Below are 22,700 nucleotides of genomic sequence, written 5' to 3'. Positions count from 1 at the left end.
GGAGACCCGAATGCAGCTTGCAACGTGGCAACTAAGGGCCTGCAAAACGGTCGTGAAGACTGTAAACGAGTTTGAACTGTTGACCCCCGAGCTCCGGCAGGTGGGCAGCCGCGTGCGCAAGGACAAGGCGTGCGGCTTGTGTCGCGGTGAGCAGATTTGGTCCACCGAGGACGAACCGCCCATTCAGATCGCCTGGGAGTGGGCTGAGATCCAACCCCAAGTGGTCGCGCTGTTCGACCCGATGAACATCCGCTGCAACGTGGCGCTGATCGACGGCGAGGGCCATGCCCTTGCCCGGTCTCGCCGGATGCTGCATCTGAACAATGTCATCCATCAGCTCGACTGGCGCCGCGCCATCGGCCCGCCACTTTCGTGCGAATGACCGTCGCGATGGGTTATGATTGAGGGCTTGCAGGAGAGGTGGATGAGCGGTTTAAGTCGCACGCCTGGAAAGCGTGTGTGGGTTTATCCCCACCGCGGGTTCGAATCCCGCCCTCTCCGCCAAGCAGCATGATCGGGCCCTCTGGGGCCCGTTTTGCTTTCAGACGCAGCCTCAATGGCACAGGCATCATTGCAGTTCATCCCCGGGAAAACGCAATTCGTCGCGCAACCCTGGTTTGACCGATGCACTTGCTGAACACTCGCGATCATGCCTTGCCCAACGCAAGGCTGGAGTTGGAAATGCAACGAATCAAGGGATGGATGAGTCTGGGCCTGGTGCTCGGCCTGCTGGCTGGCGGACTGCCCGCACAAGCCAGTGAAGTGGTCAAGTTGGCGCGACTTGTCGTCAGCGGCAAGCGAGCGCCCAGTGAGGCCCCGCGCACCACGCCAACGGAACCCCGCCCAGCTGCGGCCGCTCAGACGCAGGGCGGCGGAGGCGGTGATGAGGCTGGCAATGCACCGGCGCCGTCACGCGGCGTTTCCTGATCTTTTCGAATCTCTCAAAGCAAAATGCGCCCAAACCCGCGAAGGGTTTGGGCGCATTGCTATTTGGCGGAGTGGACGGGGCTCGAACCCGCGACCCCCGGCGTGACAGGCCGGTATTCTAACCAACTGAACTACCACTCCACGTGGCATGCAATTTCGGGTATCTATCGATACTCGCAAGCCGCACTAAACTTGGCGTCCCCTAGGGGATTCGAACCCCTGTAATCACCGTGAAAGGGTGGTGTCCTAGGCCTCTAGACGAAGGGGACAAATTCGAAAACGAAACTCAAAAAAGCAAACGGCCAACGAATTGGCCGTTCTTTTATCGGAAATCCAAAATGGAAACATCCGATGGAATCCTTGGCGGAGTGGACGGGGCTCGAACCCGCGACCCCCGGCGTGACAGGCCGGTATTCTAACCAACTGAACTACCACTCCGCGTGGGATGAATTCGATATCGCCGCATTGCTTTCGCTTCTCGACAATACCCAAGCTCATCAAACTTGGCGTCCCCTAGGGGATTCGAACCCCTGTAATCACCGTGAAAGGGTGGTGTCCTAGGCCTCTAGACGAAGGGGACTAAACCTTCGCCGCTTGAACTGCGCGCCGCCAATAAACCAATAGGTTAATGGTGGAGGTAAACGGGATCGAACCGATGACCTCTTGCATGCCATGCAAGCGCTCTCCCAGCTGAGCTATACCCCCAATTGATTTTGATTCAGTCGTTACCGACCTTGTCGCAAATCGCTTTGTTTGCAGCGCTGTTCAAGCGAGACCAAGAGTATATGACGAAATTCAGACTGCTTGCAAGCGTTCGAGGACTTTTTTCTTGTCGAAGTGCTCGAGCACCGCATCCAGCGACGGTGTCTGCGCTCGGCCGCACACCAGAACCCGCACCGGCACGGCGAGTTGCGGCATCTTGAGGCCGGTTGCCGCGAGAGTTTCTTTCAGTGCCTGCTGGATGCCTGCCTTGCTCCAATCCGCCAGCGCGGCAAGGCGTTCCGCGAGCGCCGCCAATGCGGGGCGAACGATATCGGTGATGTGAGCCGCCAGGTCTTCCGCTGTCGGTTCAACGGTCGCGAAATACATCGTGAGCCAATCAGCAAGCGCCGCAACCGTCGCGCAGCGGTCCTTGAACAAGCCAACCTTGGGCTGGATCTGCTCGACCGTCGCCGCGACGCCCTTGGCCGCCAATTGCTCGACGACCAGGCCGGCGAGGCGCGCTTCGTCGATCTGCTTCACGTAATGGCCGTTGACCCAGTCCAGCTTGGCGGGGTCCCACTGGGCCGGGCTCTTGGACAGGTGCGAGCCGTCGAACCAGCTCACCATCTGCTCGGCCGAGAACAGTTCTTCGTCGCCATGGCTCCAGCCCAGGCGCGCGAGATAGTTCAGCATGCCCTCGGGCAGGTAGCCGTTGGCGGCGTAGTCCATCACGCTTACGGCGCCGCGGCGCTTCGAGAGCTTGAGGCCGTCGTCGCCCAGGATGATGGGCAGGTGACCGAAGGACGGCAGCGGCGCGCCCAGCGCGTTGAAGATGTTGATCTGCCAGGGCGTGTTGTTGACGTGCTCGTCGCCGCGGAAGACGTGGCTGATGCGCATGTCCCAGTCGTCGACGACGACGGCGAAGTTGTAGGTCGGCACGCCGTCGGTGCGCGCAATGATGAGGTCGTCGATCTCGCGGTTGTTGATCGTGATCGGGCCCTTGACGACGTCGTCCCAGGTCACGTCGCCCTCGATGGGGTTGGCGAAGCGCACGACGGGCTTCACGCCCTCGGGCGGCGAAGGCAGCACCTTGCCGGGCTCGGGGCGCCAGCGGCGGTCGTAGAGCCTCTTTTCGCCGCGAGCAAACTGCGCTTCTTTCAGCGCATTCAGCTCTTCGGGCGTCGTGTAGCAGCGATAGGCCTTGCCTTCGGCGATCAGCTGGTCGATGACGGCCTGGTAGCGATCCAGACGCTGCATCTGATAGATCGGGCCCTCGTCGTAGGAGAGGCCCAGCCAGTTCATCGCGGCAATGATCTGGTCGACCGAGTCCTGCGTGGAGCGGGCCACGTCGGTGTCCTCGATGCGCAGCACGAACTCGCCGCCATGGTGGCGGGCGTAGGCCCAGGAGTAGAGCGCCGTGCGGGCGGTGCCCAGGTGCAGAAAGCCGGTCGGCGACGGCGCGATGCGCGTGCGGATCTTGTCGAAGGAGCTCATCGGGTGTTCAAGGTAGAGAGACCACGCTGGAGGTCGTCGGTGATGTCGTCGACATGCTCGAGGCCGACGGCGAGGCGGATCAGGCCCTGGCTGATGCCCGCAGCCTGGCGCTGGGCCTCGGTGAGGCGGCCGTGCGAGGTGGTCGCAGGGTGGGTGATGATGGTTTTCGTATCGCCCAGATTGGTGGCGATGGAGACGACACGCGTGCTGTCGATGACGTGGAAGGCGGCAGCACGTGCGGCCTCGGGTGAGTCAGCCTTGACGTCGAAGGACAGCACCGCCCCGCCCTGCCCGCTCTGCTGGCGCATGGCCAGTTCGTGCTGCGGGTGGGAGGCCAGGCCGGGGTAGTAGACCTGAGCGACGTCCGGCTGCACCTCCAGCCAGCGGGCGACGGCCAGGGCCTGCTCGCTCTGAGCCTTCATGCGCAGGGACAGCGTCTCCAGGCCTTTCAGCACGACCCAGGCGTTGAACGGGGCCAGCGTCATGCCGACGGTGCGCAGCACGGGGCCGAACACGTCGCGGATGAGCTTGTTGGGCCCGCACAGAGCGCCGGCCATCACGCGGCCCTGGCCGTCCATGTACTTGGTGGCCGAGTGCATGACGACGTCGGCGCCCATCTCGGCCGGGCGTTGCAGGGCGGGCGACGAGTAGGTGTTGTCGACGGCCAGCAGCGCGCCGGCATCGTGCGCAATATCGGCCAGCGCGCGGATGTCGCAGATCTCGGTCAGCGGGTTGGTGGGCGTCTCGGCGAAGAAGAGCTTGGTCGTCGGCTTGATGGCAGCGCGCCATTCGGCAAGGTCGGTCTGCGAGACGAACGTGGTCTCGACGCCGAACTTGCCGAACTCCTTGGCGAAGAGGTTGATCGTCGAGCCGAACACCGAGCGCGAGCAGACGACGTGGTCGCCGGCCCTCAGCACGCCCATGCCGAGCAGAAGGATGGCGCTCATGCCCGTCGACGTGGCGATGGCGGCCTCCGTGCCTTCCACCGCCGCCATGCGGGCTTCCAACATGCGCACGGTGGGGTTGCTGGTGCGCGAGTAGGTGAAGTCTTCGGAGTTGGCGAACTTGCGTGCCGAGGTCTCGGCGTCGGCCTGCACATAGGCCGTGGTCAGGAACAGCGCCTCGGAGTGCTCGCCGTGCTGGCTGCGGGGCAGGCCGGTGCGGATGGCGAGCGTTTCGGGACGCAGTCCTTCGGGCAGTGTGCGGCGGGTGTCTTCACTCATGCGTTCAGCCCTCGCTGTCGCCCTGCAACGCCAGGCGGCCGCGCGTATCGGCCTCTTCGTCGCTGGGCTGGCTGGCGCGCTGAGCGCGCAGCGTGGCGAAGTCTTCCAGGCTGACGTCGCCGGTGACGTAGTGGCCGTCGAAGCAGCTCGCCTCGAAGCCGGCGAGCCCCGGGCGCAGCGCGGCGACGACGCGCTTCATCGCATCCACGTCCTGGTAGATCAACGCATCGGCGCCGATGTACTCGCGGATCTCCTCAACCGTGCGGTTATGGGCGATCAGCTCCTCGGCCGTCGGCATGTCGATGCCGTAGACATTGGGGTAGCGCACCGGCGGCGCGGCGGAGGCGAGGTAGACCTTGCGCGCGCCGGCTTCACGGGCCATCTGCACGATCTCCCGGGATGTGGTGCCGCGCACGATGGAGTCGTCCACCAGCAGCACGTTGCGGTTCTTGAACTCGACGCCGATGGCGTTGAGCTTCTGGCGCACGCTCTTCTTGCGCGCACCCTGCCCCGGCATGATGAAAGTGCGGCCGACGTAGCGGTTCTTCACAAAGCCCTCGCGGTAGGGTTTGCCGATGCGGTGGGCCAGCTGCATGGCCGAAGGGCGGCTACTTTCCGGGATCGGAATGACCACGTCGATCTCGTTGGGCGGCATCGTGGAGATGACGCGCTGCGCCAGCGTCTCGCCCATGTTCAGGCGCGCCTGGTAGACGGAGATGCCGTCCATCACCGAGTCCGGCCGCGCGAGGTAGACAAACTCGAACATGCAGGGGTTAAGCGACGGGTTGTCGTTGCACTGCTCGCTGTGCAGCTGGCCGGAATGGTCGATGAACAGGGCCTCGCCGGGCGCCAGGTCGCGCTCCAGCTGATGGCCGGTGCCTTCGAGCGCAACGCTTTCGCTGGCGACCATGAACTCGCCGTTGGCCGAGCGGCCAAAGCACAGCGGGCGGATGCCAAACGGGTCGCGGAAGGCCAGCAGGCCCTGGCCCGCGATCAGCGCGATGACGGCGTAGCTGCCCTTGATGCGCTTTTGCACGGCGCGCACGGCGGCGAAGATCTCCTTGGGCGTCAGCGGCAAGTCGCGCGCGGCCATCTCCAGCTCGTGGGCCAGCACGTTGATCAACACCTCGGTGTCGCTCTCGGTGTTGATGTGGCGGCGGTCGATGTCGAAGAGCTCGTCCTTCAGCGCGTGGGCGTTGGTCAGGTTGCCGTTGTGCACCAGCACTATGCCGAAGGGCGCATTCACATAGAAGGGCTGGGCCTCTTCCTCGCTGTAGGCGTTGCCGGCGGTTGGGTAGCGCACTTGGCCCAGGCCGATGTTGCCCGGCAGGCTGCGCATGTTGCGGGTGCGGAAGACGTCGCGCACCATGCCGCGGGCCTTGTGCATGAAGCACTTGGAGCCCTGCATCGTGACGATGCCGGCGGCGTCCTGGCCGCGGTGCTGCAAGAGCAGCAGCGCGTCATAGAGCAACTGGTTGACGGGGGAGGCAGCGAGGGTGCCGACGATGCCACACATGGCGAGGGTCCTTAATCTGTCGATTTCGCCTCAGATGGGGTCATCGAGCGCGAAACAAAACGGGCAATGGGTTCGGGCAGCATCGGCGCGGCGTCGCGCAGCGCGCCGGCCAGCACGGGCACGGCGCGGGAGGACTGCCAGGTCGACGATTCCGCCAGCGGCGACGCGCCGATGACGAGCACCAGCAGCAGCGCGATGAAGACGCCGCGCAGCGCGCCAAAGCCGGCGCCGCCGAGGCGGTCCACCACGGACAGCGGTGTCGCGTGGATCAGCGCCTTGACCAGGCGCGTCGCCAAGCTCCAGACGATGAGGACGAAGAAGAAGGCGATGGCCAGCGAGATGGCATGCAGCACGGCGGGGCTGAACTTGGCCGCCATCGAGTCGGGCAACAAGTCCAGCACGACGGGCGCCAGCGGCGAGGCGGCGAAATAGGCGATCACCCAGCCGGCCAGCGACATCACCTCGAAGACCAGGCCGCGCCACAGGCCTATGCCTATCGACAGCAGCAGCAATGCCGCCAGTGCGAGATCGACCCAGCTGAGCGCGATGTCCATGGTGGCGTCAGAGGGTGAGGATGGCGCCAGGCAGGCCCGCGCCCTTGAGCTTGGCGGCGGCGCGCTCGGCCTCGTCGCGGCTGGCAAAGGGCCCGAGGCGCACGCGAATGCGCCGGCCATCGGCCGTCTCGACGGCCTGAGCGTAGGTCTTGAGACCCAGCTTCTCGACCTTGCCGCGCACGTCCTGCGCCGTCTTGTTCTCGCCGTAGGCGCCGACCTGCACGATGAAGCGGGCGGCAGCCGCAGGCGTGGGCTCCTTGCCTTCCAGCAGGGCCTGGGCGCGGGCGCCGTCGTTGGCGGCCTTGGGCTTGTCGACGGGTTTCTCGGCCAGCTTGACCGGTGGCTTCTCGACAGGCTGGTCGGCGGGCTTCTCCGCTGGCTTTTCAACCGGCTTCTCGGCCACCTTGGGCTCGACCGGCAGCTCCGCGCTGGCAGAGGGCGTCGGCTGGGGCGCCGGCTCGGCCTGGCTCAGCGGTTCGCGTGTCGGAACGGTGAGCGGCGGTGCGGTCTCCTTGCGCGGGATCTCTATGGGCAGATCAACGGGAATCGGCCGCGGCTGGGTCTCGAAGATCAGCGGGAAGCCGACCACGCCGGCCGCCACCAGCACGGCGGCGCCGATGAGGCGGCGGCGGGCGCGCACGCGCAGCACCAGCACATCGTCCGCCGCGCTGGCCTTGGCGCCAGATTTGGCCGACTTCTTGGGCGCCGCCGCAGCGGTGGCGTCATCGCGCTTGAGAAAGGAAAACAGGCCCATCGGCGGCGTGGCCTCAGTGAAGAGTAGGGGGTTTTGGCTCGGCGGCGCCGGCGGTCACGCGGGGCAAGCCCTGCTGAAGCACGCCACCCACGGTGTAGAAGGAACCGAAGACCAGGATTCTATCGGCCGTGGTCGCCCCGGCAGCCGCTGCGTGCAGCGCGTCAAGCGGGTTGGCATGGGTGTGGGTCGCCACGCCGGGTGGCGTTTTCAGGCCGGCGGCCAAGAACGCGGCCTGGAGCTGCTCGGCCGTCGCGGCGCGCGGCAGGGGCAGATCGGTGAAATGCCAGACGTCCACCAGCGGCGCGATGCGCGCCAGGATGCCGCCCAGGTCCTTGTCCGCCATCGCGCCGAAGACGGCGTGGGTGCGCGGGAAGAAGCCCATCTGATCGAGGTTCTGCGCCAGCGCGGCGACGGCGTGCGGGTTGTGGGCCACGTCCAGCACGACGGCGGGTTGGCCAGCCAGCACCTGGAAGCGGCCGGGCAGCTCCACCAGCGCCAGCCCTGTGCGTACGGCCTGGGCGCTGATGGGCAGGCGGTCCGCCAGGGCCTCGAAGGCGGCCAGCACGCCGGCCGCGTTCAGCAACTGGTTCACGCCGCGCAGCGCCGGGTAGGCCATGCCGGAGAAGCGCTTGTTGCGGCCGGCCCATTGCCACTGCGTGCGGTCACCGTTGAAGGTGAAGTCGCGGCCGAGCTGGCGCAGGTCGGCGCCGATCTCCAGGGCGCGCTCGGCCAGCGAGGCCGGCGGCACGGGGTCGCTGACGACGACCGGCCGGCCGGTGCGCATGATGCCGGCCTTCTCGCGGCCGACACTGTCGCGGTCCGTTCCGAGGAACTCGGTGTGATCAAGGTCGATGCTGGTGATGACGGCGCAGTCGGCGTCGATGACGTTGACCGCGTCCAGCCGGCCGCCTAGGCCCACTTCGAGGATGACGAAGTCCAGCGGCTCGTGCTGCAGGCGCCGCATGATGGCCAGCGTCGTGAACTCGAAGTAGGTCAGCGTGATGTCGCCACGCGCCGCCTCGACGGCCTCGAAGTGCGGCTCCAGCGACTCCGCTTGGACGGGGGCGCCACCGACTCGGCAACGCTCCTGGAAGTGCACGAGGTGGGGCTTGATGTAGAGCCCCACGCGATAGCCGGCGTGCAGCGCGATGGACTCCAGCATCGCGCAGGTCGAGCCCTTGCCGTTGGTACCGGCGACGACGATGGTGGGCGCGTCGAAGGCGATGCCCAGCCGCTCGCGCACGGTGGCCACGCGGTCCAGCGTCATGTCGATGGTCTTGGGATGCAGGCGCTCGCAGTGAGCGAGCCAGTCGTCAAGCGTCATGGTGGTTCACGGAAAAACAAAAGCCAGGCACAGGGCCTGGCTTGGAACTATCGCGACGAGGTTCAGGCCACCGCGTCGGCGCTCTGGCGCTGCAACATCGCCAATTGGCGCGCGATGGTCTCGCGCAGCTGGCGGCGGTCCACGATCATGTCGACGGCACCCTTCTCCAGCAGGAACTCGGCGCGCTGGAAGCCCGGGGGCAGCTTCTCGCGCACGGTGTTCTCGATGACACGCGGGCCGGCAAAGCCGATCAGCGCCTTGGGTTCGGCGATGACGACGTCACCCACAAAAGCGAAGCTCGCCGACACACCGCCCATCGTCGGGTCGGTCAGCACGCTGATGTAGGGCAGCTTGGCCTTGGCCAGGCGCGTCAGCGACGCATTGGTCTTGGCCATCTGCATCAGGCTCAAGAGGCCTTCCTGCATGCGCGCGCCGCCGGTGGCGGTGAAGCAGATGAAAGGCGTCTTCTGCTCGATGGCCGATTCGACACCGCGCACGAAGCGCTCGCCGACGACCGAGCCCATGGAGCCGCCCATGAAGTCGAACTCGAAGCAGGCCGCGACGACCGGCACGCTCATCACGGCGCCACCCAGCACGACCAATGCGTCGGTCTCGCCGGTGTTCTCCAGCGCTTCCTTCAGACGGTCGGGGTACTTCTTGCTGTCCTTGAACTTCAGCGCGTCGACCGGCAGCACTTCCTGGCCGATCTCGTAGCGCCCCTCGCCGTCAAGGAAGGCGTCCAGCCGCGCGCGGGCGCCGATGCGGTGGTGGTGCGAGCACTTGGGGCAGACATTGATGTTCTGCTCCAGGTCAGTCTTGTAGAGCACCGTCTCGCAGCTCGGGCACTTGATCCACAGGCCTTCTGGGACCGTGCGCCGGTCGGCCGGGTCACCTTGCTGGATCTTGGGCGGGAGGAGTTTGTCGAGCCAACTCATGCGTCAGTCCTTCTTGTCGAGTGCGGCGCGGATTTCACGGATGAAAGCGGCGCCGGTGGAAGCGACATTATCGGCTGGCTGGCGCTCCAGCAGCTCGACCAGCTTGGAGCCGATGACGACCGCGTCCGACACGTCGGCCACGGCCCGCGCCGTCGCGCCGTCGCGGATGCCGAAGCCCACACCCACCGGCGTGCTGACATGCCGCTTGATGCGCGGCACGGCCTCGGCGACGGCAGCAGTGTTGAGGTGGCCGGCGCCGGTCACGCCCTTCAGCGACACGTAGTAGACGTAGCCACTGGCCAGCTTGCCGACCTGGGCCATGCGTGCCTCGGTGGACGTGGGCGCGAGCAGGAAGATGGCGTCCATGTCGGCGGCGCGCAGCTTGGCGGCGAACTCCTCGCACTCCTCGGGCGGGTAGTCGACGATCAGGATGCCGTCGACGCCGGCCGCCGAGGCGTCCGCCACAAAGGCATCCAGGCCGTAGCGCTCGACCGGGTTGGCATAGCCCATCAGCACGATGGGCGTGGTGTCGTTGCGGGCGCGGAACTCGCGCACATAGGCCAGCACCTTGCGCAAGCCGATGCCATGCTTCAGCGCCCGCTCGCCGGCGCGCTGGATGACGGGACCGTCGGCCATCGGGTCGGAGAAGGGCACGCCCAGCTCGATGACGTCGGCGCCGGCCTCGGCCATGGCGACGAGCAGGTCGACGGTGGCCTCGGGATAGGGATCGCCAGCGGTGACGAAGGGGATCAGCGCCTTGCGACCGTCGGCCTTGAGCTGGTCGAAGGTGGTCTTGATGCGGCTCATTGCTTGACCTTCTCGCCGGCTTGCGACGGGCGGTCGAAGTAGGCGGCCCCGGACAGGTCGGCCACCGTGCCGATGTCCTTGTCGCCACGGCCGCTGAGGTTGATCAGCAGCACCTTGTCCTGGCCCAGCGTCGGCGCGAGCTTGATGGCGTGCGCGACGGCGTGGCTGGATTCGAGAGCCGGGATGATGCCCTCGGTGCGGCACAGGCGGTGGAAGGCCGACAACGCCTCGTCATCGGTGACGCCGACGTACTCGGCGCGGCCGATGTCCTTCAGGTGGGCGTGCTCAGGGCCGACGCCGGGGTAGTCCAGGCCGGCCGAGATGGAATGCGTCTCGATGATCTGGCCGTCCTCGTCCTGCAGCAGATAGGTGCGGTTGCCATGCAGCACGCCGGGGCTGCCGGCGGTCAGCGTGGCGGCATGCTTGCCGCTGGCGATGCCCTGCCCTTCGGCCTCGACGCCGATCAGGCGCACGTTCTCGTGCGGGATGTAGGGATGGAAGATGCCGATGGCGTTGGAGCCACCACCCACGCAGGCGATGACGGCGTCCGGTTGGCGGCCGGCCAGCTCGGGCATCTGCACCAGGCATTCCTCGCCGATGACGCGCTGGAAATCGCGCACCATCATCGGGTAGGGGTGCGGGCCGGCCACGGTGCCGATGATGTAGAAGGTGTTCTCGACGTTGGTGACCCAGTCGCGCATCGCCTCGTTGAGCGCGTCTTTCAGCGTCTTGCTGCCGCTCTCCACCGGCACGACGGTCGCGCCGAGCAGTTTCATGCGATAGACGTTGGGCGACTGGCGCTTCACGTCCTCGCTACCCATGTAGACGACGCATTCCAGGCCGTAGCGCGCGCAGATCGTCGCGGTGGCTACGCCATGCTGGCCGGCACCGGTCTCGGCGATGACGCGCGGCTTGCCCATGCGCTTGGCCAGCAGCGCCTGGCCGATAACGTTGTTGATCTTGTGCGCGCCGGTGTGGTTGAGGTCCTCGCGCTTCAGGTAGATCTGGGCGCCACCCAGCTCGCGGCTGAGGCGGTCGGCGTAGTAGATCGGGCTCGGGCGGCCGACGAAATGCTTGAGTTCACGCTTGTATTCGGCAATGAACTCGGCGTCGTTGCGGTAGTGCGCGTAGGCGTCCTTCAACTCGTCCAGCGCATGGACGAGGGTCTCGGAGACGAAACTGCCACCAAAGGTCGCGGTGCCGGCATGGCGGAAATGCCCGGTCGCGTCGGGCTGGTCGTACTGGAACATGGTCTTCCCCTATTGGGAGAGTTCGGCATCGGCGCGCTTTACCGCGCGGCAGAACTCATGGATCAGGTCGGCGCTCTTGATGCCTTTCGACACCTCCACGCCGGAACTCACGTCAACGGCCCAGGGCCGCACCTGCCTGATGCCATCGGCGACGTTTGCTGCATTCAACCCACCAGACAAAACGAGGCGAGAGCTGACGCTTGGAGGAATGAGTGACCAATCGAAGACCTTGCCGCCACCGCCGTAGCCGTCGACATGGGCGTCGAGCAGCAGGGCCTGGGCGTTGGGAAATTGAGCGGCGAAGTTTAGCAAATCGACCCCCGGCGCCATGCGGGCGGCGCGCAGATAAGGCCGTTTGACGCGGTCGCAGTCGGCGGGCGTCTCGTCACCGTGGAACTGGACGAGCATGTTGGGCAGCGCCTCCAGCCCAGCCTCCAGATCGGCGTCGGTCGCATTGACGAACAGGCCCACCGGCGTCACGAAGGGCGGCAGCAACTTGGCCAGCGCCCTCGCCCGCTCCGGCGTCACGGCGCGCGGGCTCTTGGCGTAGAAGACGAAGCCGATGGCGTCAGCGCCTGCTGCAATGGCCGCTTCCACATCGGCCTCGCGGGTCAGGCCGCAGATCTTGATTCTTGTCATGGCAACCAGTCCAAAGCCGCGACCTCGCGCGGGATGTCGAGTTCGACATCGTAGGTCGGGCCGAGGAAATAGAGGCCGTCGGGGGGAAAGGTCGGCGCTGCCACCTTGCGGTCGCGCGCGGCCAGCACCTCCGACACCCAGTCCGCCGGGCGCGTGCCGTTGCCCACGGCCAGCAGGCAGCCCATCAGGTTGCGCACCATGTGGTGCAGGAAGGCACTGGCCTCGAACTCGAAGCGCCAGTAGGCGCCGCGCCGCTGCACGCGGATCTCGCGCAGCGTCTTCACGGGCGAGGCCGCCTGACATTCGGATGAGCGGAAGGACGAGAAGTCGTGCTCGCCGACGAGGCGCTCCGCGGCAGCCTCCAGCRCGCTCTGGTCGAGCGGGCGGAAGACCCAGCCGCATTGGCCGGACTCGATGGCCGGCCGCACGGCGGACTCCAGCAGCAGGTAGGCATAACGCCGCCCTCGCGCGGAGTTGCGCGCGTGGAAGGTGTCGCCCGGAAAGCGGCACCACTGGATGGCGATGTCGGGCGGCAGGTAGCGATTGCTGCCGCGCACCCAGGAGAAGAGTTCGCGCTCCACCTCGGTGTCGAAGTGGATGACCTGGTTGATGCCGTGCACGCCGGCATCGGTGCGGCCGGCGCAGATCGTGCGGATGGGCTGGGCCGCGAAGGCGGCCAGGCCTTTTTCGAGCGCGTCCTGCACGGTGCGACCGTCGGGCTGGCTCTGCCAGCCGTTGTAGCCGCCGCCGCGGTAGCTGACTCCTAGTGCAACTCTCATGGGCTCCAACGAAAAACGCCCGGCGAACCGGGCGTTGAAGTATCGCGGCTGCGCTTAACGCAAGTCGTTCAGCATCGCCTGGGCGCGGTCGCGCAGCGAGCCGCTGGCGCGCTGAATCAGTTCCTGAAGCACTTCGCGGGCTCCCTCGGTGTCGCCGATCTGGCGGAACTCGTCGGCCAGTTCCAGCTGACGCACCAGCGGGTCGCCATCGTCGTCGCCCAAGGCCTCCAGGGCCACGGCGAGGTGGTCCGGATCGGTTTCACCGGGCTGGGTGGGCTCGCCGAGGTCGAAGTCCAGGTCGGTCGGCGCCGTCGCCGGCGGTGAGGTGGTGGTCGGCAGGCCGCCCATGCCACTGAGGTCGAAGTTCAGATCCGGCGCCGGAGGGGCAACACGGGCGCCACGACCGGAAATGTCGAAATCCATCGTCAACGGCGCATGCTCCACCGAAGCCGGCATGGCCTGGGTCGCGGCCATCGCGTGCGGCGAGACCGGCTCGGGGGCGTCGAGGTCCAGGTCCAGCGCCAGGTCGAAGCCGCTGACGGGGCCGGTGTCGGGGCCGCCACGGGACAGCGCGTCGGTTCCCAGATGAGCCGTGGACGGATGTGCGCCGCTCGGCAGTGCCGTCTGCGGCAGCGTGCTGGCGTTCATGGGCTCGGGGCGCAGTTCGGGGCCGTCCTCGACATGGGCCGGTGCGCCACCGGGCTGGTACAGGGGGTTGTCCGGGTCTATGCCTCGGCCCAGTTCCTGGGCCTTGGACCAGTCCTCGCCCGATCCCTTGGTCTCGGCAAACAGCTGCACGGCGAGCTGCTCGAAGCCCTTGGTGTCGCGGCGCTTGGCGTAAACCTCCAGCAGCTTCAGGCGGATGGCCAGGCGTGTCGGGTTGGCGCGCAGGGCTTCCTTGAGGATTTCCTCGGCTTGCAGGTCGCGGCCATAGGCCAGGTAGACGTCGGCCTCGGCGACCGGATCCACGTCGCCGATGGCGTCCAGCTGGCTGAGCGAATAGCTCATCGACGACTGGCCGCTGTTCTGCGCGTCACGCGTGTCGACGCGCTGGCCGCCGGTGCCGCCGAAGAAGGAATCGGGCTGCAGGCGGCTTTCGTGGAAGCCTGTCTCGGATGCGTTCGCCGGGCGGCGCGAGCGCAGGCGGTAGAGGCCCAGGCCGCCAAGCACGGCGACGAGAACTGCGGCCAGCGGTAGCACGAAGCGGTTGTCCAGCAATTCCTCGATGAAGCCGGGTGGTTCGGCGGCCGGCGGCGGAGGCAGCGGCGCGCTGGCGCGAGGCTGCGGCTTGGAGGCCGCAACGCTGGCGGCAGCCACGGGTGCCGGCGCTGACGCAGGCTCGGCAGCGGCAACGACCGGCGCAGGCAGGGTCGACACGACCGGTGCCGGAGCAGGCGCTGCGGAAGCAACTGGCGCGGCCGGCTTGGCGGCGGCGCTGGAGAGCTTCTTCAGCTCCTCGACGTTGCGCGTCAACTCAGCCACGCGGGCAGCCGCGTCCTTCTTCTCGGTGTCCTTGGACAGCTTGGTCTCGCTGGCGGCGGCGCCGGCCTTGCTGAGCGTGAGCTTGTCGGGCGTCGGCGCGGCAGCGGGCTTGCGGTCCTCGACGGCGGCCTGAACCTGTCCCTTGGACTGGCGCACGCTCTCGGTGCTCTGCAGCGTCGGCGCGGCAGAGGCCAGGCGCTGGCGATAGGCGGAGAAATCGGCGCTCTGGGCCAGGATGATGCGGCGCGCCTCGGGCGCAGGCACGGTGGCCAGCGCGTCGCTGGACGGTACCTGCAACACGGCGCCTGCCTTCAGCAGGTTCATGTTGCCGTCGATGAAGGCGTCGGGGTTGTTGCGGAACAGGCCGACGAGCATCTGGTCCAGCGAGATGCCGCTGACCTGCGTGCGGCCGGCGACCTTGGACAGCGAGTCGCCCGGGCGCACGTGGTACTCGGAGGAGGCGGTGACGGGTGGACGCGCCGGAGCGGGCGCCGGCGGCGGCGGCGCAACCGGCGGCCGGGCCACAGCCACGGGCGGCTGAGCGGGCAGGATGCGCGGCAGCGCCGTCGTCACGGCAGGTGCCGGGGCGGGAACGGCCTCACTGGCGACCGCAGGTGCAGCGGCGACGGCCGGCGGCACGGTGATGACGGGMGCGGGCTTGGGCAGGCTGGGCGGGTCGAACAGCAGCGTGTATTCGCGCACCAGGCGACCGGTCGACCAGGTCAGCTCCAGGATGACGTCGACGAAGGGTTCCTGCACCGCACGGTCACTGCTGACGCGCAGCAGCGTGCGGCCGTCGCGGCGAACCACCAGCACCTGGGCCGAAGTCAGCACCGGGTTGTAGTCCACACCGCTGGTGCGGTAGGCATCGGGCGGTGCGACGCGCACCTTGAGCGTGGCGGTCTCTTCGGACGTCAGGCTGGTGACGTCGATCTCGGCACGCATGGTCTCGCCGAGGGCGGACTGCACATTCAATCTACCCAGGCCCAGCGCCTGCGCACCCCCCGTGGCCACGAGCAGCGCGGCAGCCAGAGCAAGGTGGTGGCGGGTGAAGCCGGTCGGGCGGACGCCCTCGAATGCGTCGCGGATGTGGTCTTTCAAGGCATTCCCCCAAGCAACAAGGCGGGGCAATGGGCCCCGCCTGTCTCGATCTTCAGCACGCGCTGCACGAACCTGGTTACGCTGGTTTGCACGTTATGGCCTGCGTCGAGTCTCGAATCAAAAACACAACAGCATCAAGCATATACGCGGAAATGCTCAAGGGGTATCTGATGTGTCGCTTGGTTTCGATAAGGAGACCGGGGTCAACCCTAGGTCAACTCGTAAAAGACCGTAAGCGGAACCGGCCACAGGGCCTGTTCCGGGACTGGGCTCAGCGCTCGAGCAGGATGCGCAGCATGCGGCGCAGCGGCTCGGCGGCGCCCCACAGCAGTTGGTCGCCAATGGTGAAAGCGCCGAGGTACTCGGGCCCCATGGCCAGCTTGCGCACGCGGCCGACCGGAATCGTCATCGTGCCCGTGACAGCCACGGGGGTCAGGTCGCGGATGGTGGCTTCGCGCGTGTTGGGCACGAGCTTCACCCACTCGTTGTCGGCGGCGATCATGGCCTCGATGTCGGCCAGCGGCACGTCCTTCTTCAGCTTGAAGGTCAGGGCCTGGCTGTGGCAGCGCATGGCGCCGACGCGAACGCAGAAGCCGTCGACCGGGATGGAGCCCGAACCGAGGATCTTGTTGGTCTCGGCCATGCCCTTCCACTCTTCCTTGGACATGCCGTTGCCGAGGTCCTTGTCGATCCAGGGGATCAGGGAGCCGCCCAGCGGCACGCCGAAGTTGGCCGTCTCTTCAGCCGACAGCGAACGCTGCTTGGCGATGACCTGGCGGTCGATCTCGAGGATGGCGCTCTTGGGGTCGTCCAGCAGCGGCTTCACGGCGGCGTTCAGCGTGCCGTACTGCGTCAGCAGTTCGCGCATGTGCTGGGCGCCACCGCCGGACGCGGCTTGGTAGGTCTGCGTGGACATCCACTCGACGAGGCCGGCCTTGTACAGCGCGCCCACGCCCATCAGCATGCAGCTGACGGTGCAGTTGCCGCCGATCCAGTTCTTGCCGCCGTCGCTCAGCGCCTGGTCGATGACGGGGCGGTTGACGGGGTCTAGGATGATGACGGCGTCATCGGCCATGCGCAGCGTGGAGGCGGCGTCGATCCAGTGGCCCGTCCAGCCCGCAGCGCGCAGCTTGGGGTAGACCTCGGACGTGTAGTCGCCGCCCTGGGCCGTGATGATGATGTCGCAGCGCTTGAGCTGTTCGATGTCGAAGCCGCTCTGCAGCGTCTTCTCGTTCTTGGCCTGGGCCGGGGCAGCGCCGCCGGCGTTGGAGGTCGAGAAGAACAGCGGCTCGATCAGGTCGAAATCGCGCTCAGCGGTCATGCGCTCCATGAGCACCGAGCCCACCATGCCGCGCCAGCCTACGAGGCCTACCAAGGTCGTCATCATCATTCCTTTTGCTTCACCAAACCCCATCCACTTCGGGCCCCGGCTCGTTCGCCGGGTTTGGAGGGGCGAGACGAGACGGAGCTTTAGCTCTTGATGGTTTTCGTGGTCGTAATGGCTTTCACCACGGCGTCGCCCATTTCGCGGGTCGAGACCTTCGTGGTGCCATCACTCCAGATGTCGGCGGTGCGCAAGCCCTGGGCCAGCACCGACTGCACGGCCGTCTCGATACGAGCGGCAGCGTCGGCTTGGTTGAGGGAGAACTTGAGCATCATGGCAGCGGACAGGATTGTAGCCAGAGGGTTGGCGATTCCCTTGCCGGCGATGTCCGGCGCGCTGCCGTGGCTGGGTTCGTAGAGGCCCTTGTTGTTGGCGTCCAACGAGGYGGACGGCAGCATGCCGATGGAGCCGGTCAGCATCGCGGCCTCATCCGAAAGGATGTCGCCGAACATGTTGCCGGTCACGACGACGTCGAACTTCTTCGGCGCCTTGACGAGCTGCATGGCGGCGTTGTCCACGTACATGTGGTCCAGCTCGACGTCGGGGTACTGGGCGTGGACTTCGATGACGATGTCCTTCCAGAACTGCGAGGTCTCCAGCACGTTGGCCTTGTCGACGCTGGTCAGGCGTTTGTTGCGCTTGCGGGCCGCCTGGAAGGCGACGTGGGCGATGCGCTCGATCTCGGGGCGCGAGTAGCGCATCGTGTCGAAGGCTTCGTCGGCGCCGGGGAAGTGGCCGTCCACAGCCACGCGGCGGCCTCGCGGCTGGCCGAAGTAGATGTCGCCAGTGAGTTCGCGGATCAGCAGGATGTCGAGACCGGCGACCAGTTCGGGCTTCAGCGACGAGGCGTGCGTGAGCTGCTCGTAGCAGATGGCCGGGCGGAAGTTGGCAAACAGGCCCAGCGCCTTGCGCAACCCCAGGATGGCCTGTTCAGGCCGCAGCGAACGCTCGAGCTTGTCGTACTTCCAGTCACCCACCGCGCCGAACAGCACGGCGTCGGCTTCCTGGGCCAGCTTCAGCGTGGCCGGGGGCAGCGGGTGGCCGCTGGTGTCATAGGCCTTGCCGCCGACGTCGGCCCAGTCCAGCTGCAACGGCAGGTCCAGGGCGTTCAGCACCTTGACCGCTTCGGTCATGATTTCGGGACCAATGCCGTCGCCCGGCAGTACTGCAATCTTCTTCATCTCAAATCACTCGGTTGTTGAGCCAGGGCTTCGCAGCGATGCGGGCAGCCTCGTAGGCGCGAATCTTGTCAGTGTGCTGCAACGTCAGGCCGATCTCGTCGAGGCCGCCGATCAGGCACTCCTTGCGGAAGGGCTCGATATCGAAGGGCAGTTCGGCGCCGTCGGGCTTCACCACCACCTGGCGCGGCAGGTCGACGATGAGCTGGTAGCCCGGGAAGGCGTAGACCTCGTCGAACAGGCGCGCGATGGCGCTTTCCGGCAGCACGATGGGCAACAGGCCGTTCTTGAAGCAGTTGTTGAAGAAGATGTCGGCGAAGCTGGGCGCCAGGATGGCGCGGAAGCCGTACTGCTGCAGCGCCCAGGGTGCGTGCTCGCGGCTGGAGCCGCAGCCGAAGTTGCTGCGCGCGATCAGCACGCTGGCGCCGGCATAGCGCGGCTGGTTCAGCACGAACTCGGGGTTGTGCTTGCGGCTGGCAGGGTCCTGGCCGGGCTCGCCGTGGTCCAGGTAGCGCCATTCGTCAAACAGGTTGGGGCCGAAGCCGCTGCGCTTGATCGACTTCAGGAACTGCTTGGGGATGATGGCGTCGGTGTCGACGTTGTCGCGGTCCATGGGCGCGACGAGACCCTTGTGGATGGTGAACTTGTCCATATCAGGCCAGCGTCCTCACGTCAACGAAATGGCCGGTCATCGCGGCAGCAGCGGCCATAGCCGGGCTGACCAGATGCGTGCGACCACCGGCGCCCTGCCGGCCTTCGAAATTACGGTTGCTCGTCGATGCACAGCGCTCGCCCGGCTCCAGCCGGTCGGCGTTCATCGCCAGGCACATGGAGCAGCCCGGCTCGCGCCACTCGAAGCCGGCGGCCTTGAAGACCTGGTCCAAGCCTTCGGCTTCCGCCTGCGCCTTGACGAGGCCGGAACCCGGCACGACCAGGGCCAGCTTGATGTTCTTGGCCAGGCGGCCACCGACGCGGCGCACGACGGCGGCAGCCTCGCGCATGTCCTCGATGCGGCTGTTGGTGCAGGAGCCGATGAAGACCTTGTCGACGTGGATGTCGCTGATGGCCTTGTTGGGTTCCAGCGCCATATAGGTCAGCGCGCGCTCGATGGCGCCGCGCTTGACGGCGTCCTTTTCCTTGTCCGGGTCGGGCACGCGGTCATCGATGGCCAACACCATCTCGGGCGAGGTGCCCCAGCTGACCTGCGGGCGGATCTGTGCAGCGTCCAGCTCGACGACCTTGTCGAAATGCGCGCCGGCATCGGTGTGCAGCGTGCGCCAGTAGGCGACGGCCTGGTCCCACTCCACGCCGTTCGGCGAGAAGGGGCGGCCCTTCACGTAGGCGATGGTCGTGTCGTCTACACCGATCAGGCCTGCGCGGGCGCCGGCTTCGATGGCCATGTTGCAGACGGTCATGCGACCTTCCATCGACAGTGAGCGGATAGCCGCGCCCGCAAACTCGATGGTGTAGCCATTGCCGCCGGCCGTGCCGATCTTGCCGATGATGGCCAGGACGATGTCCTTGGCGCCGACGCCCTTGGGGCATTGGCCTTCGACCTTGACGAGCAGGTTCTTGGCCTTCTTGGCCGACAGCGTCTGCGTGGCCAGCACATGCTCGACCTCGCTGGTGCCGATGCCATGCGCCAGCGCGCCGAAGGCGCCGTGGGTGGACGTGTGGCTGTCGCCGCAGACAACGGTCATGCCGGGCAGCGTGGCGCCCTGCTCCGGGCCGATGACATGCACGATGCCCTGGCGCTTGTCGTTCATCTTGAACTGCGTGATGCCGACGCGGTCGCAGTTGGCGTCCAGCGTGTCGACCTGCAGTTTGGAGATGGGGTCGGCGATGCCTTGCGAACGGTCCGTCGTCGGCACGTTGTGGTCGCTGACCGCGAGGTTGGCCGACAGGCGCCAGACCTTGCGGCCGGCCAGGTCCAGGCCTTCGAAGGCCTGCGGGCTGGTCACCTCGTGCACGAGGTGGCGGTCGATGTAGAGCAGTGCCGTGCCATCCGGTTGGGAGTGCACGACATGCTCGTCCCAGAGCTTGTCGTAAAGGGTACGGGAGGTCATTGCTTTTCTCGAGGAATGAGGGTGTCCACGAAGCGTTGCACCACGGTGGGCAAGCGCTGTTGGCGCAGCACACCCAGGTAATAGTCGCGCTCGGCCCACGACTCTTCAAGTCGCAGGCAGCGCACGCCGAAGACGCGGGTGAAGCGCTCGGCGGGTTGTTCGGGCAAAACGGCGACGCCGAGGCCGGACTCGACCAGTTGGGCGATGCCGTCGAAGCCGCGCACCTGCAGGCGAGCGTTGAGGGTCTGGCCGCGGGCAGCGGCCTGTTCGCGCATCAACTCCTGAGCGCTGGCACCGGCGTTCAGGCCGATGAGGTCATAGCCCAGCAGGTCGTCGAAGCTCACCGTCTCGCGGCTGGCCAGCGGGTGCTTGAGTGGGACGAGCGCCGCCAAGCGGCTGCGGGCGAAGACCCAGGCCTGCACGCGGTTGTCCAGCACTGGCGCCGTGAAGACGCCAACGTCCGCACGCCCTTCGGCCACGGCAGCCTGCACTTCGGCGCTGGTCAGGTCTTCCAGGCTGATGCGGATCTGCGCATGGGCCTGGGAGAACTCGACGAGGTAAGGCGGCAGGCATTCCGCGATGGCGCTGGTGTTGGAGGCGATGCGCAGATGGCCCTTGATGCCGCGCGAAAACTCCATGACCTCGGTTTCGAGGGCGTAGAGGGACGCATGCAGCGAGCGGATATGGCGCACCAGCGCCCGGCCCGCCTCGGTCGGCTCGACACCGCGCGCCCGCCGCTCAAAAAGCTGCACGCCGAGGCGGCTTTCGAGGTCAGACAGGCGCTTGCTGGCCGCTGCCAGCGCCAGGTGTTCCTGGGCGGCGCCACGGGTGATCGAGCGGGTCTGCTCGATGGCCAGCACGAGATTGAGAGTGGTGAGGTCGTGGCGCATGATCGTTTGACTCCAGCATAGCCTTCGCGAAGAACACGATTATGCGCAAAAAAGCGATTGTGATTTCGCCATAGGCGAACCTCAACGTGTCGTTTGGCTGTCTGCCTGCTTGAGCAACCCGCGCAGCGCGTTGCGGCTGTGGGCGCCAAAGTGGCCCAGCAGTTCGGCGATCTCGCGCTGCAGCGCGTCGCGCTGGCCCTGCAGGTCGCGCGCCAGTTCCGGGCCAAGCTGGGCCTCGTTGGCCGCGAAATCGAAATTGGGGTCAGTGACGAAATTCGCCGGCGCGCCGACGACGACGGCTGCATCCGTTGCCGGGCCGGCGGCGAAGGCCTCGGCGGCGACAACGTCGCGCACATAGCTCGGGCTCCAGGGCGGATAGCGGGCGTCGCGGGCGGCGCCGCGCAGAGCCGTCTCCAGCGGGCCGTCACGGCGTTGGCGGGCCGCGTCGATGATCCAGCGGGTCTGGAACTGCTCCAGCACGAAGTGCCGGTTGCTCTGCAGCACGACCAGGCCTTGCCGGTCGGCCGGCGCGCCAAGCTGGGCCTTCAGGTTGACCCACATCATGTGGCCCAGCGTGGCGCCCGGGGCGGCACTGGCGTGATAGGGCTGGGTCAGGTCTTGCACGTGGTGCAGCGCCAAGCCGGCGAAGCGCCAGCCCCAGTAGGCGTGGCCGGTCTGCCAGGCCAGCACGGCCAGGCCGCCGTACTGCTGCACGCGCAGTTCGGCAAAGGTGCGCGCGAAGCTGGGCGCCAGCGTGTTGAAGACGGCGCCCTGGTGGAAGAAGCCCATGTGGAAGGGCGCCTGCGAGCCGATGCCGACGGCCGGGTTGCCGAAGGGCTGCTTGCCGAAGCCGTAGGCCGGGTTGGCAGGGCTGCCCGGGTTGTCGTCGAAGAGATTCAGGTCGTGGCCGTAGTCGGGCTCGTCGCACGCCGAGGCCAGCACGGCCAGCGGCGCGACTGCCTCGCCGGGCAGCAAGGCGACAAAGCGCTGCGTGGCGCCCTTGGACGGGGTGACGGCGGAGACCTGGCTGACGGCTATGGCCGGCCGCGTGGACTCGGCTTCGCGCGGGTCGACCTGGAGATAGAGCGCCAGCCGGGACTGCGGCGACAGGCGCAACGCGCGCAGCAAGGCAGTGCGGCGGTCGGCGTCGCTGCGTTTGGCATCGGGCAGGAAGCGCAGCGCATCGGGCCGCGCCGCATGGCCCTTCAGGTGTTCGCGGGCCCAGGCTTCCTGGGCATCCAGCGTGCGAGCGATGGCCGCTTCCTGGTCGCGCAGGAAATCAACCAGCGGTTCGGCCTTCACGGCGGCGGCGGCGGCCACCTCGGGCATGCGCTCGAAGGCGCGGTAGCACATGGGGCTGTGGTTGCCCCAGGCCTGCGCGAAGGTGGGCAGCAAGGCCAGCAGGAAAAGGGTGTGGCGCATCGGGCGGCGTGAAAGGCGAAGGCGCAGATTCTGGCCCCGGCGGCCGAGCAAAGCCTTGCGACCGAATCCACGGGGTTGCTCGTGGCCACCCCGCCTCCCGGTGTGCCACGGGCCRGTCAGCCCAGCGCAGCACGCGCAAGATTTGCTGCACACAGGTTACGGGCAGGTACGGCACGGCAGAAGCAGCGGTTGGGGAAGTGCCGCTTCGCCGCAAGTCAAAGCTCGGGTTTGTCCGGGGCTGGCCGTGTCGGCGCGATGACTGCGTGACACGTT

The 22,700-nt window shown here is 67.0% G+C and carries 20 protein-coding genes and 6 tRNA genes; 3 read left to right on the top strand and 23 right to left on the bottom strand.

Annotated features, from left to right (window positions below):
* The first annotated feature begins 10 nt into the window (after positions 1-10).
* The 3 genes from ACXRVZ_RS19555 (at position 11) to ACXRVZ_RS19545 (ending at position 927) form a co-directional block, all read left to right on the top strand.
* Positions 11-382 (top strand): hypothetical protein, encoded by a 372-nt coding sequence (locus ACXRVZ_RS19555; RefSeq protein WP_458232725.1) that lies wholly within the window; start codon positions 11-13, stop codon positions 380-382.
* A gap of 32 nt (positions 383-414) precedes the next feature.
* Positions 415-504, top strand: a tRNA-Ser gene (locus ACXRVZ_RS19550).
* 120 nt (positions 505-624) lie between these two features.
* Positions 625-927 (top strand): hypothetical protein, encoded by a 303-nt coding sequence (locus tag ACXRVZ_RS19545; RefSeq protein WP_457425170.1) that lies wholly within the window; start codon positions 625-627, stop codon positions 925-927.
* A 64-nt stretch (positions 928-991) separates the two neighbouring features.
* Here ACXRVZ_RS19545 and ACXRVZ_RS19540 read toward each other — a convergent pair.
* From ACXRVZ_RS19540 to ACXRVZ_RS19430, 23 genes are all read right to left on the bottom strand, one after another.
* A tRNA-Asp gene (locus ACXRVZ_RS19540) sits at positions 992-1,068 on the bottom strand.
* Between the two features lie 52 nt (positions 1,069-1,120).
* Positions 1,121-1,196, bottom strand: a tRNA-Glu gene (locus ACXRVZ_RS19535).
* A 92-nt stretch (positions 1,197-1,288) separates the two neighbouring features.
* A tRNA-Asp gene (locus ACXRVZ_RS19530) sits at positions 1,289-1,365 on the bottom strand.
* Positions 1,366-1,431: 66 nt separating this feature from the next.
* Positions 1,432-1,507, bottom strand: a tRNA-Glu gene (locus ACXRVZ_RS19525).
* 49 nt (positions 1,508-1,556) lie between these two features.
* A tRNA-Ala gene (locus tag ACXRVZ_RS19520) sits at positions 1,557-1,632 on the bottom strand.
* A gap of 90 nt (positions 1,633-1,722) precedes the next feature.
* Positions 1,723-3,123 carry a glutamate--tRNA ligase gene (gltX, locus tag ACXRVZ_RS19515; protein ID WP_457425168.1) on the bottom strand — a complete coding sequence of 467 codons (1,401 nt, stop codon included), beginning with the start codon at positions 3,121-3,123 and terminating at the stop codon, positions 1,723-1,725.
* Positions 3,120-4,346 (bottom strand): O-succinylhomoserine sulfhydrylase, encoded by a 1,227-nt coding sequence (locus ACXRVZ_RS19510; protein WP_458232724.1) that lies wholly within the window; start codon positions 4,344-4,346, stop codon positions 3,120-3,122. The genes gltX and ACXRVZ_RS19510 overlap by 4 nt, the downstream gene beginning before the upstream one ends.
* Before the next feature lie 4 nt (positions 4,347-4,350).
* A complete protein-coding gene (gene purF / locus ACXRVZ_RS19505; RefSeq protein ID WP_458232723.1) occupies positions 4,351-5,862 on the bottom strand; it encodes an amidophosphoribosyltransferase in 1,512 nt (503 codons plus the stop codon).
* Positions 5,863-5,873: 11 nt separating this feature from the next.
* On the bottom strand, positions 5,874-6,416 hold the full coding sequence (locus ACXRVZ_RS19500) for a CvpA family protein (protein WP_457425162.1): 543 nt from the start codon (positions 6,414-6,416) through the stop codon (positions 5,874-5,876).
* 7 nt (positions 6,417-6,423) lie between these two features.
* Positions 6,424-7,170: an SPOR domain-containing protein gene (locus ACXRVZ_RS19495; protein ID WP_457425160.1), complete on the bottom strand. Its 747-nt coding sequence runs from the start codon at positions 7,168-7,170 to the stop codon at positions 6,424-6,426.
* A 13-nt stretch (positions 7,171-7,183) separates the two neighbouring features.
* Complete coding sequence (gene folC / locus ACXRVZ_RS19490) at positions 7,184-8,494, bottom strand: bifunctional tetrahydrofolate synthase/dihydrofolate synthase (protein ID WP_457425158.1); 1,311 nt, start codon at positions 8,492-8,494, stop codon at positions 7,184-7,186.
* Positions 8,495-8,556: 62 nt separating this feature from the next.
* On the bottom strand, positions 8,557-9,429 hold the full coding sequence (gene accD / locus ACXRVZ_RS19485) for an acetyl-CoA carboxylase, carboxyltransferase subunit beta (RefSeq protein ID WP_457425156.1): 873 nt from the start codon (positions 9,427-9,429) through the stop codon (positions 8,557-8,559).
* Between the two features lie 3 nt (positions 9,430-9,432).
* The gene (gene trpA / locus ACXRVZ_RS19480) at positions 9,433-10,236 is read right to left on the bottom strand and encodes a tryptophan synthase subunit alpha (RefSeq protein WP_457425154.1); all 804 of its coding nucleotides are present in this window, start codon (positions 10,234-10,236) and stop codon (positions 9,433-9,435) included.
* Entirely contained in the window at positions 10,233-11,486 is a 1,254-nt protein-coding gene (trpB, locus tag ACXRVZ_RS19475) for a tryptophan synthase subunit beta (protein WP_458232722.1), read from the bottom strand. Before trpB ends, trpA begins: the two co-directional genes overlap by 4 nt.
* 9 nt (positions 11,487-11,495) lie before the next feature.
* Complete coding sequence (locus ACXRVZ_RS19470; protein WP_457425150.1) at positions 11,496-12,125, bottom strand: phosphoribosylanthranilate isomerase; 630 nt, start codon at positions 12,123-12,125, stop codon at positions 11,496-11,498.
* Positions 12,122-12,904 carry a tRNA pseudouridine(38-40) synthase TruA gene (truA, locus tag ACXRVZ_RS19465; protein ID WP_458232721.1) on the bottom strand — a complete coding sequence of 261 codons (783 nt, stop codon included), beginning with the start codon at positions 12,902-12,904 and terminating at the stop codon, positions 12,122-12,124. Before truA ends, ACXRVZ_RS19470 begins: the two co-directional genes overlap by 4 nt.
* A gap of 54 nt (positions 12,905-12,958) precedes the next feature.
* A complete protein-coding gene (locus ACXRVZ_RS19460) occupies positions 12,959-15,487 on the bottom strand; it encodes a FimV/HubP family polar landmark protein (RefSeq protein ID WP_457425146.1) in 2,529 nt (842 codons plus the stop codon).
* A gap of 271 nt (positions 15,488-15,758) precedes the next feature.
* Complete coding sequence (gene asd, locus ACXRVZ_RS19455; protein WP_457425142.1) at positions 15,759-16,871, bottom strand: aspartate-semialdehyde dehydrogenase; 1,113 nt, start codon at positions 16,869-16,871, stop codon at positions 15,759-15,761.
* A gap of 86 nt (positions 16,872-16,957) precedes the next feature.
* The gene (gene leuB / locus ACXRVZ_RS19450; RefSeq protein ID WP_458232720.1) at positions 16,958-18,052 is read right to left on the bottom strand and encodes a 3-isopropylmalate dehydrogenase; all 1,095 of its coding nucleotides are present in this window, start codon (positions 18,050-18,052) and stop codon (positions 16,958-16,960) included.
* A gap of 1 nt (position 18,053) precedes the next feature.
* Positions 18,054-18,701 (bottom strand): 3-isopropylmalate dehydratase small subunit, encoded by a 648-nt coding sequence (gene leuD, locus ACXRVZ_RS19445; RefSeq protein ID WP_457425138.1) that lies wholly within the window; start codon positions 18,699-18,701, stop codon positions 18,054-18,056.
* Position 18,702: 1 nt separating this feature from the next.
* A complete protein-coding gene (gene leuC, locus ACXRVZ_RS19440) occupies positions 18,703-20,115 on the bottom strand; it encodes a 3-isopropylmalate dehydratase large subunit (RefSeq protein ID WP_458232719.1) in 1,413 nt (470 codons plus the stop codon).
* Complete coding sequence (locus ACXRVZ_RS19435; RefSeq protein WP_457425134.1) at positions 20,112-21,005, bottom strand: LysR family transcriptional regulator; 894 nt, start codon at positions 21,003-21,005, stop codon at positions 20,112-20,114. Before ACXRVZ_RS19435 ends, leuC begins: the two co-directional genes overlap by 4 nt.
* A gap of 81 nt (positions 21,006-21,086) precedes the next feature.
* On the bottom strand, positions 21,087-22,427 hold the full coding sequence (locus ACXRVZ_RS19430; RefSeq protein ID WP_458232718.1) for a hypothetical protein: 1,341 nt from the start codon (positions 22,425-22,427) through the stop codon (positions 21,087-21,089).
* Between the last annotated feature and the right edge of the window lie 273 nt (positions 22,428-22,700).

It is taken from the genome of Roseateles sp. P5_E8 (genome assembly GCF_054177665.1).
The sequence above is the reverse complement of the archived record's forward strand: the minus strand, read 5'-3'. Positions and strand labels throughout refer to the sequence as shown.

Excerpts from the sequence above, each read along its gene's own strand:
- ACXRVZ_RS19545 (WP_457425170.1), top strand. The coding sequence starts at position 625 with ATGCACTTGCTGAACACTCGCGATCATGCCTTGCCCAACGCAAGGCTG.
- ACXRVZ_RS19555 (WP_458232725.1), top strand. The coding sequence starts at position 11 with ATGCAGCTTGCAACGTGGCAACTAAGGGCCTGCAAAACGGTCGTGAAG.
- trpA (WP_457425154.1), bottom strand. The coding sequence starts at position 10,236 with ATGAGCCGCATCAAGACCACCTTCGACCAGCTCAAGGCCGACGGTCGC.
- ACXRVZ_RS19500 (WP_457425162.1), bottom strand. The coding sequence starts at position 6,416 with ATGGACATCGCGCTCAGCTGGGTCGATCTCGCACTGGCGGCATTGCTG.
- purF (WP_458232723.1), bottom strand. The coding sequence starts at position 5,862 with ATGTGTGGCATCGTCGGCACCCTCGCTGCCTCCCCCGTCAACCAGTTG.
- ACXRVZ_RS19495 (WP_457425160.1), bottom strand. The coding sequence starts at position 7,170 with ATGGGCCTGTTTTCCTTTCTCAAGCGCGATGACGCCACCGCTGCGGCG.
- folC (WP_457425158.1), bottom strand. The coding sequence starts at position 8,494 with ATGACGCTTGACGACTGGCTCGCTCACTGCGAGCGCCTGCATCCCAAG.
- accD (WP_457425156.1), bottom strand. The coding sequence starts at position 9,429 with ATGAGTTGGCTCGACAAACTCCTCCCGCCCAAGATCCAGCAAGGTGAC.
- ACXRVZ_RS19470 (WP_457425150.1), bottom strand. The coding sequence starts at position 12,125 with ATGACAAGAATCAAGATCTGCGGCCTGACCCGCGAGGCCGATGTGGAA.
- ACXRVZ_RS19510 (WP_458232724.1), bottom strand. The coding sequence starts at position 4,346 with ATGAGTGAAGACACCCGCCGCACACTGCCCGAAGGACTGCGTCCCGAA.
- ACXRVZ_RS19435 (WP_457425134.1), bottom strand. The coding sequence starts at position 21,005 with ATGCGCCACGACCTCACCACTCTCAATCTCGTGCTGGCCATCGAGCAG.
- leuC (WP_458232719.1), bottom strand. The coding sequence starts at position 20,115 with ATGACCTCCCGTACCCTTTACGACAAGCTCTGGGACGAGCATGTCGTG.
- asd (WP_457425142.1), bottom strand. The coding sequence starts at position 16,871 with ATGACGACCTTGGTAGGCCTCGTAGGCTGGCGCGGCATGGTGGGCTCG.
- gltX (WP_457425168.1), bottom strand. The coding sequence starts at position 3,123 with ATGAGCTCCTTCGACAAGATCCGCACGCGCATCGCGCCGTCGCCGACC.
- ACXRVZ_RS19430 (WP_458232718.1), bottom strand. The coding sequence starts at position 22,427 with ATGCGCCACACCCTTTTCCTGCTGGCCTTGCTGCCCACCTTCGCGCAG.
- trpB (WP_458232722.1), bottom strand. The coding sequence starts at position 11,486 with ATGTTCCAGTACGACCAGCCCGACGCGACCGGGCATTTCCGCCATGCC.
- leuD (WP_457425138.1), bottom strand. The coding sequence starts at position 18,701 with ATGGACAAGTTCACCATCCACAAGGGTCTCGTCGCGCCCATGGACCGC.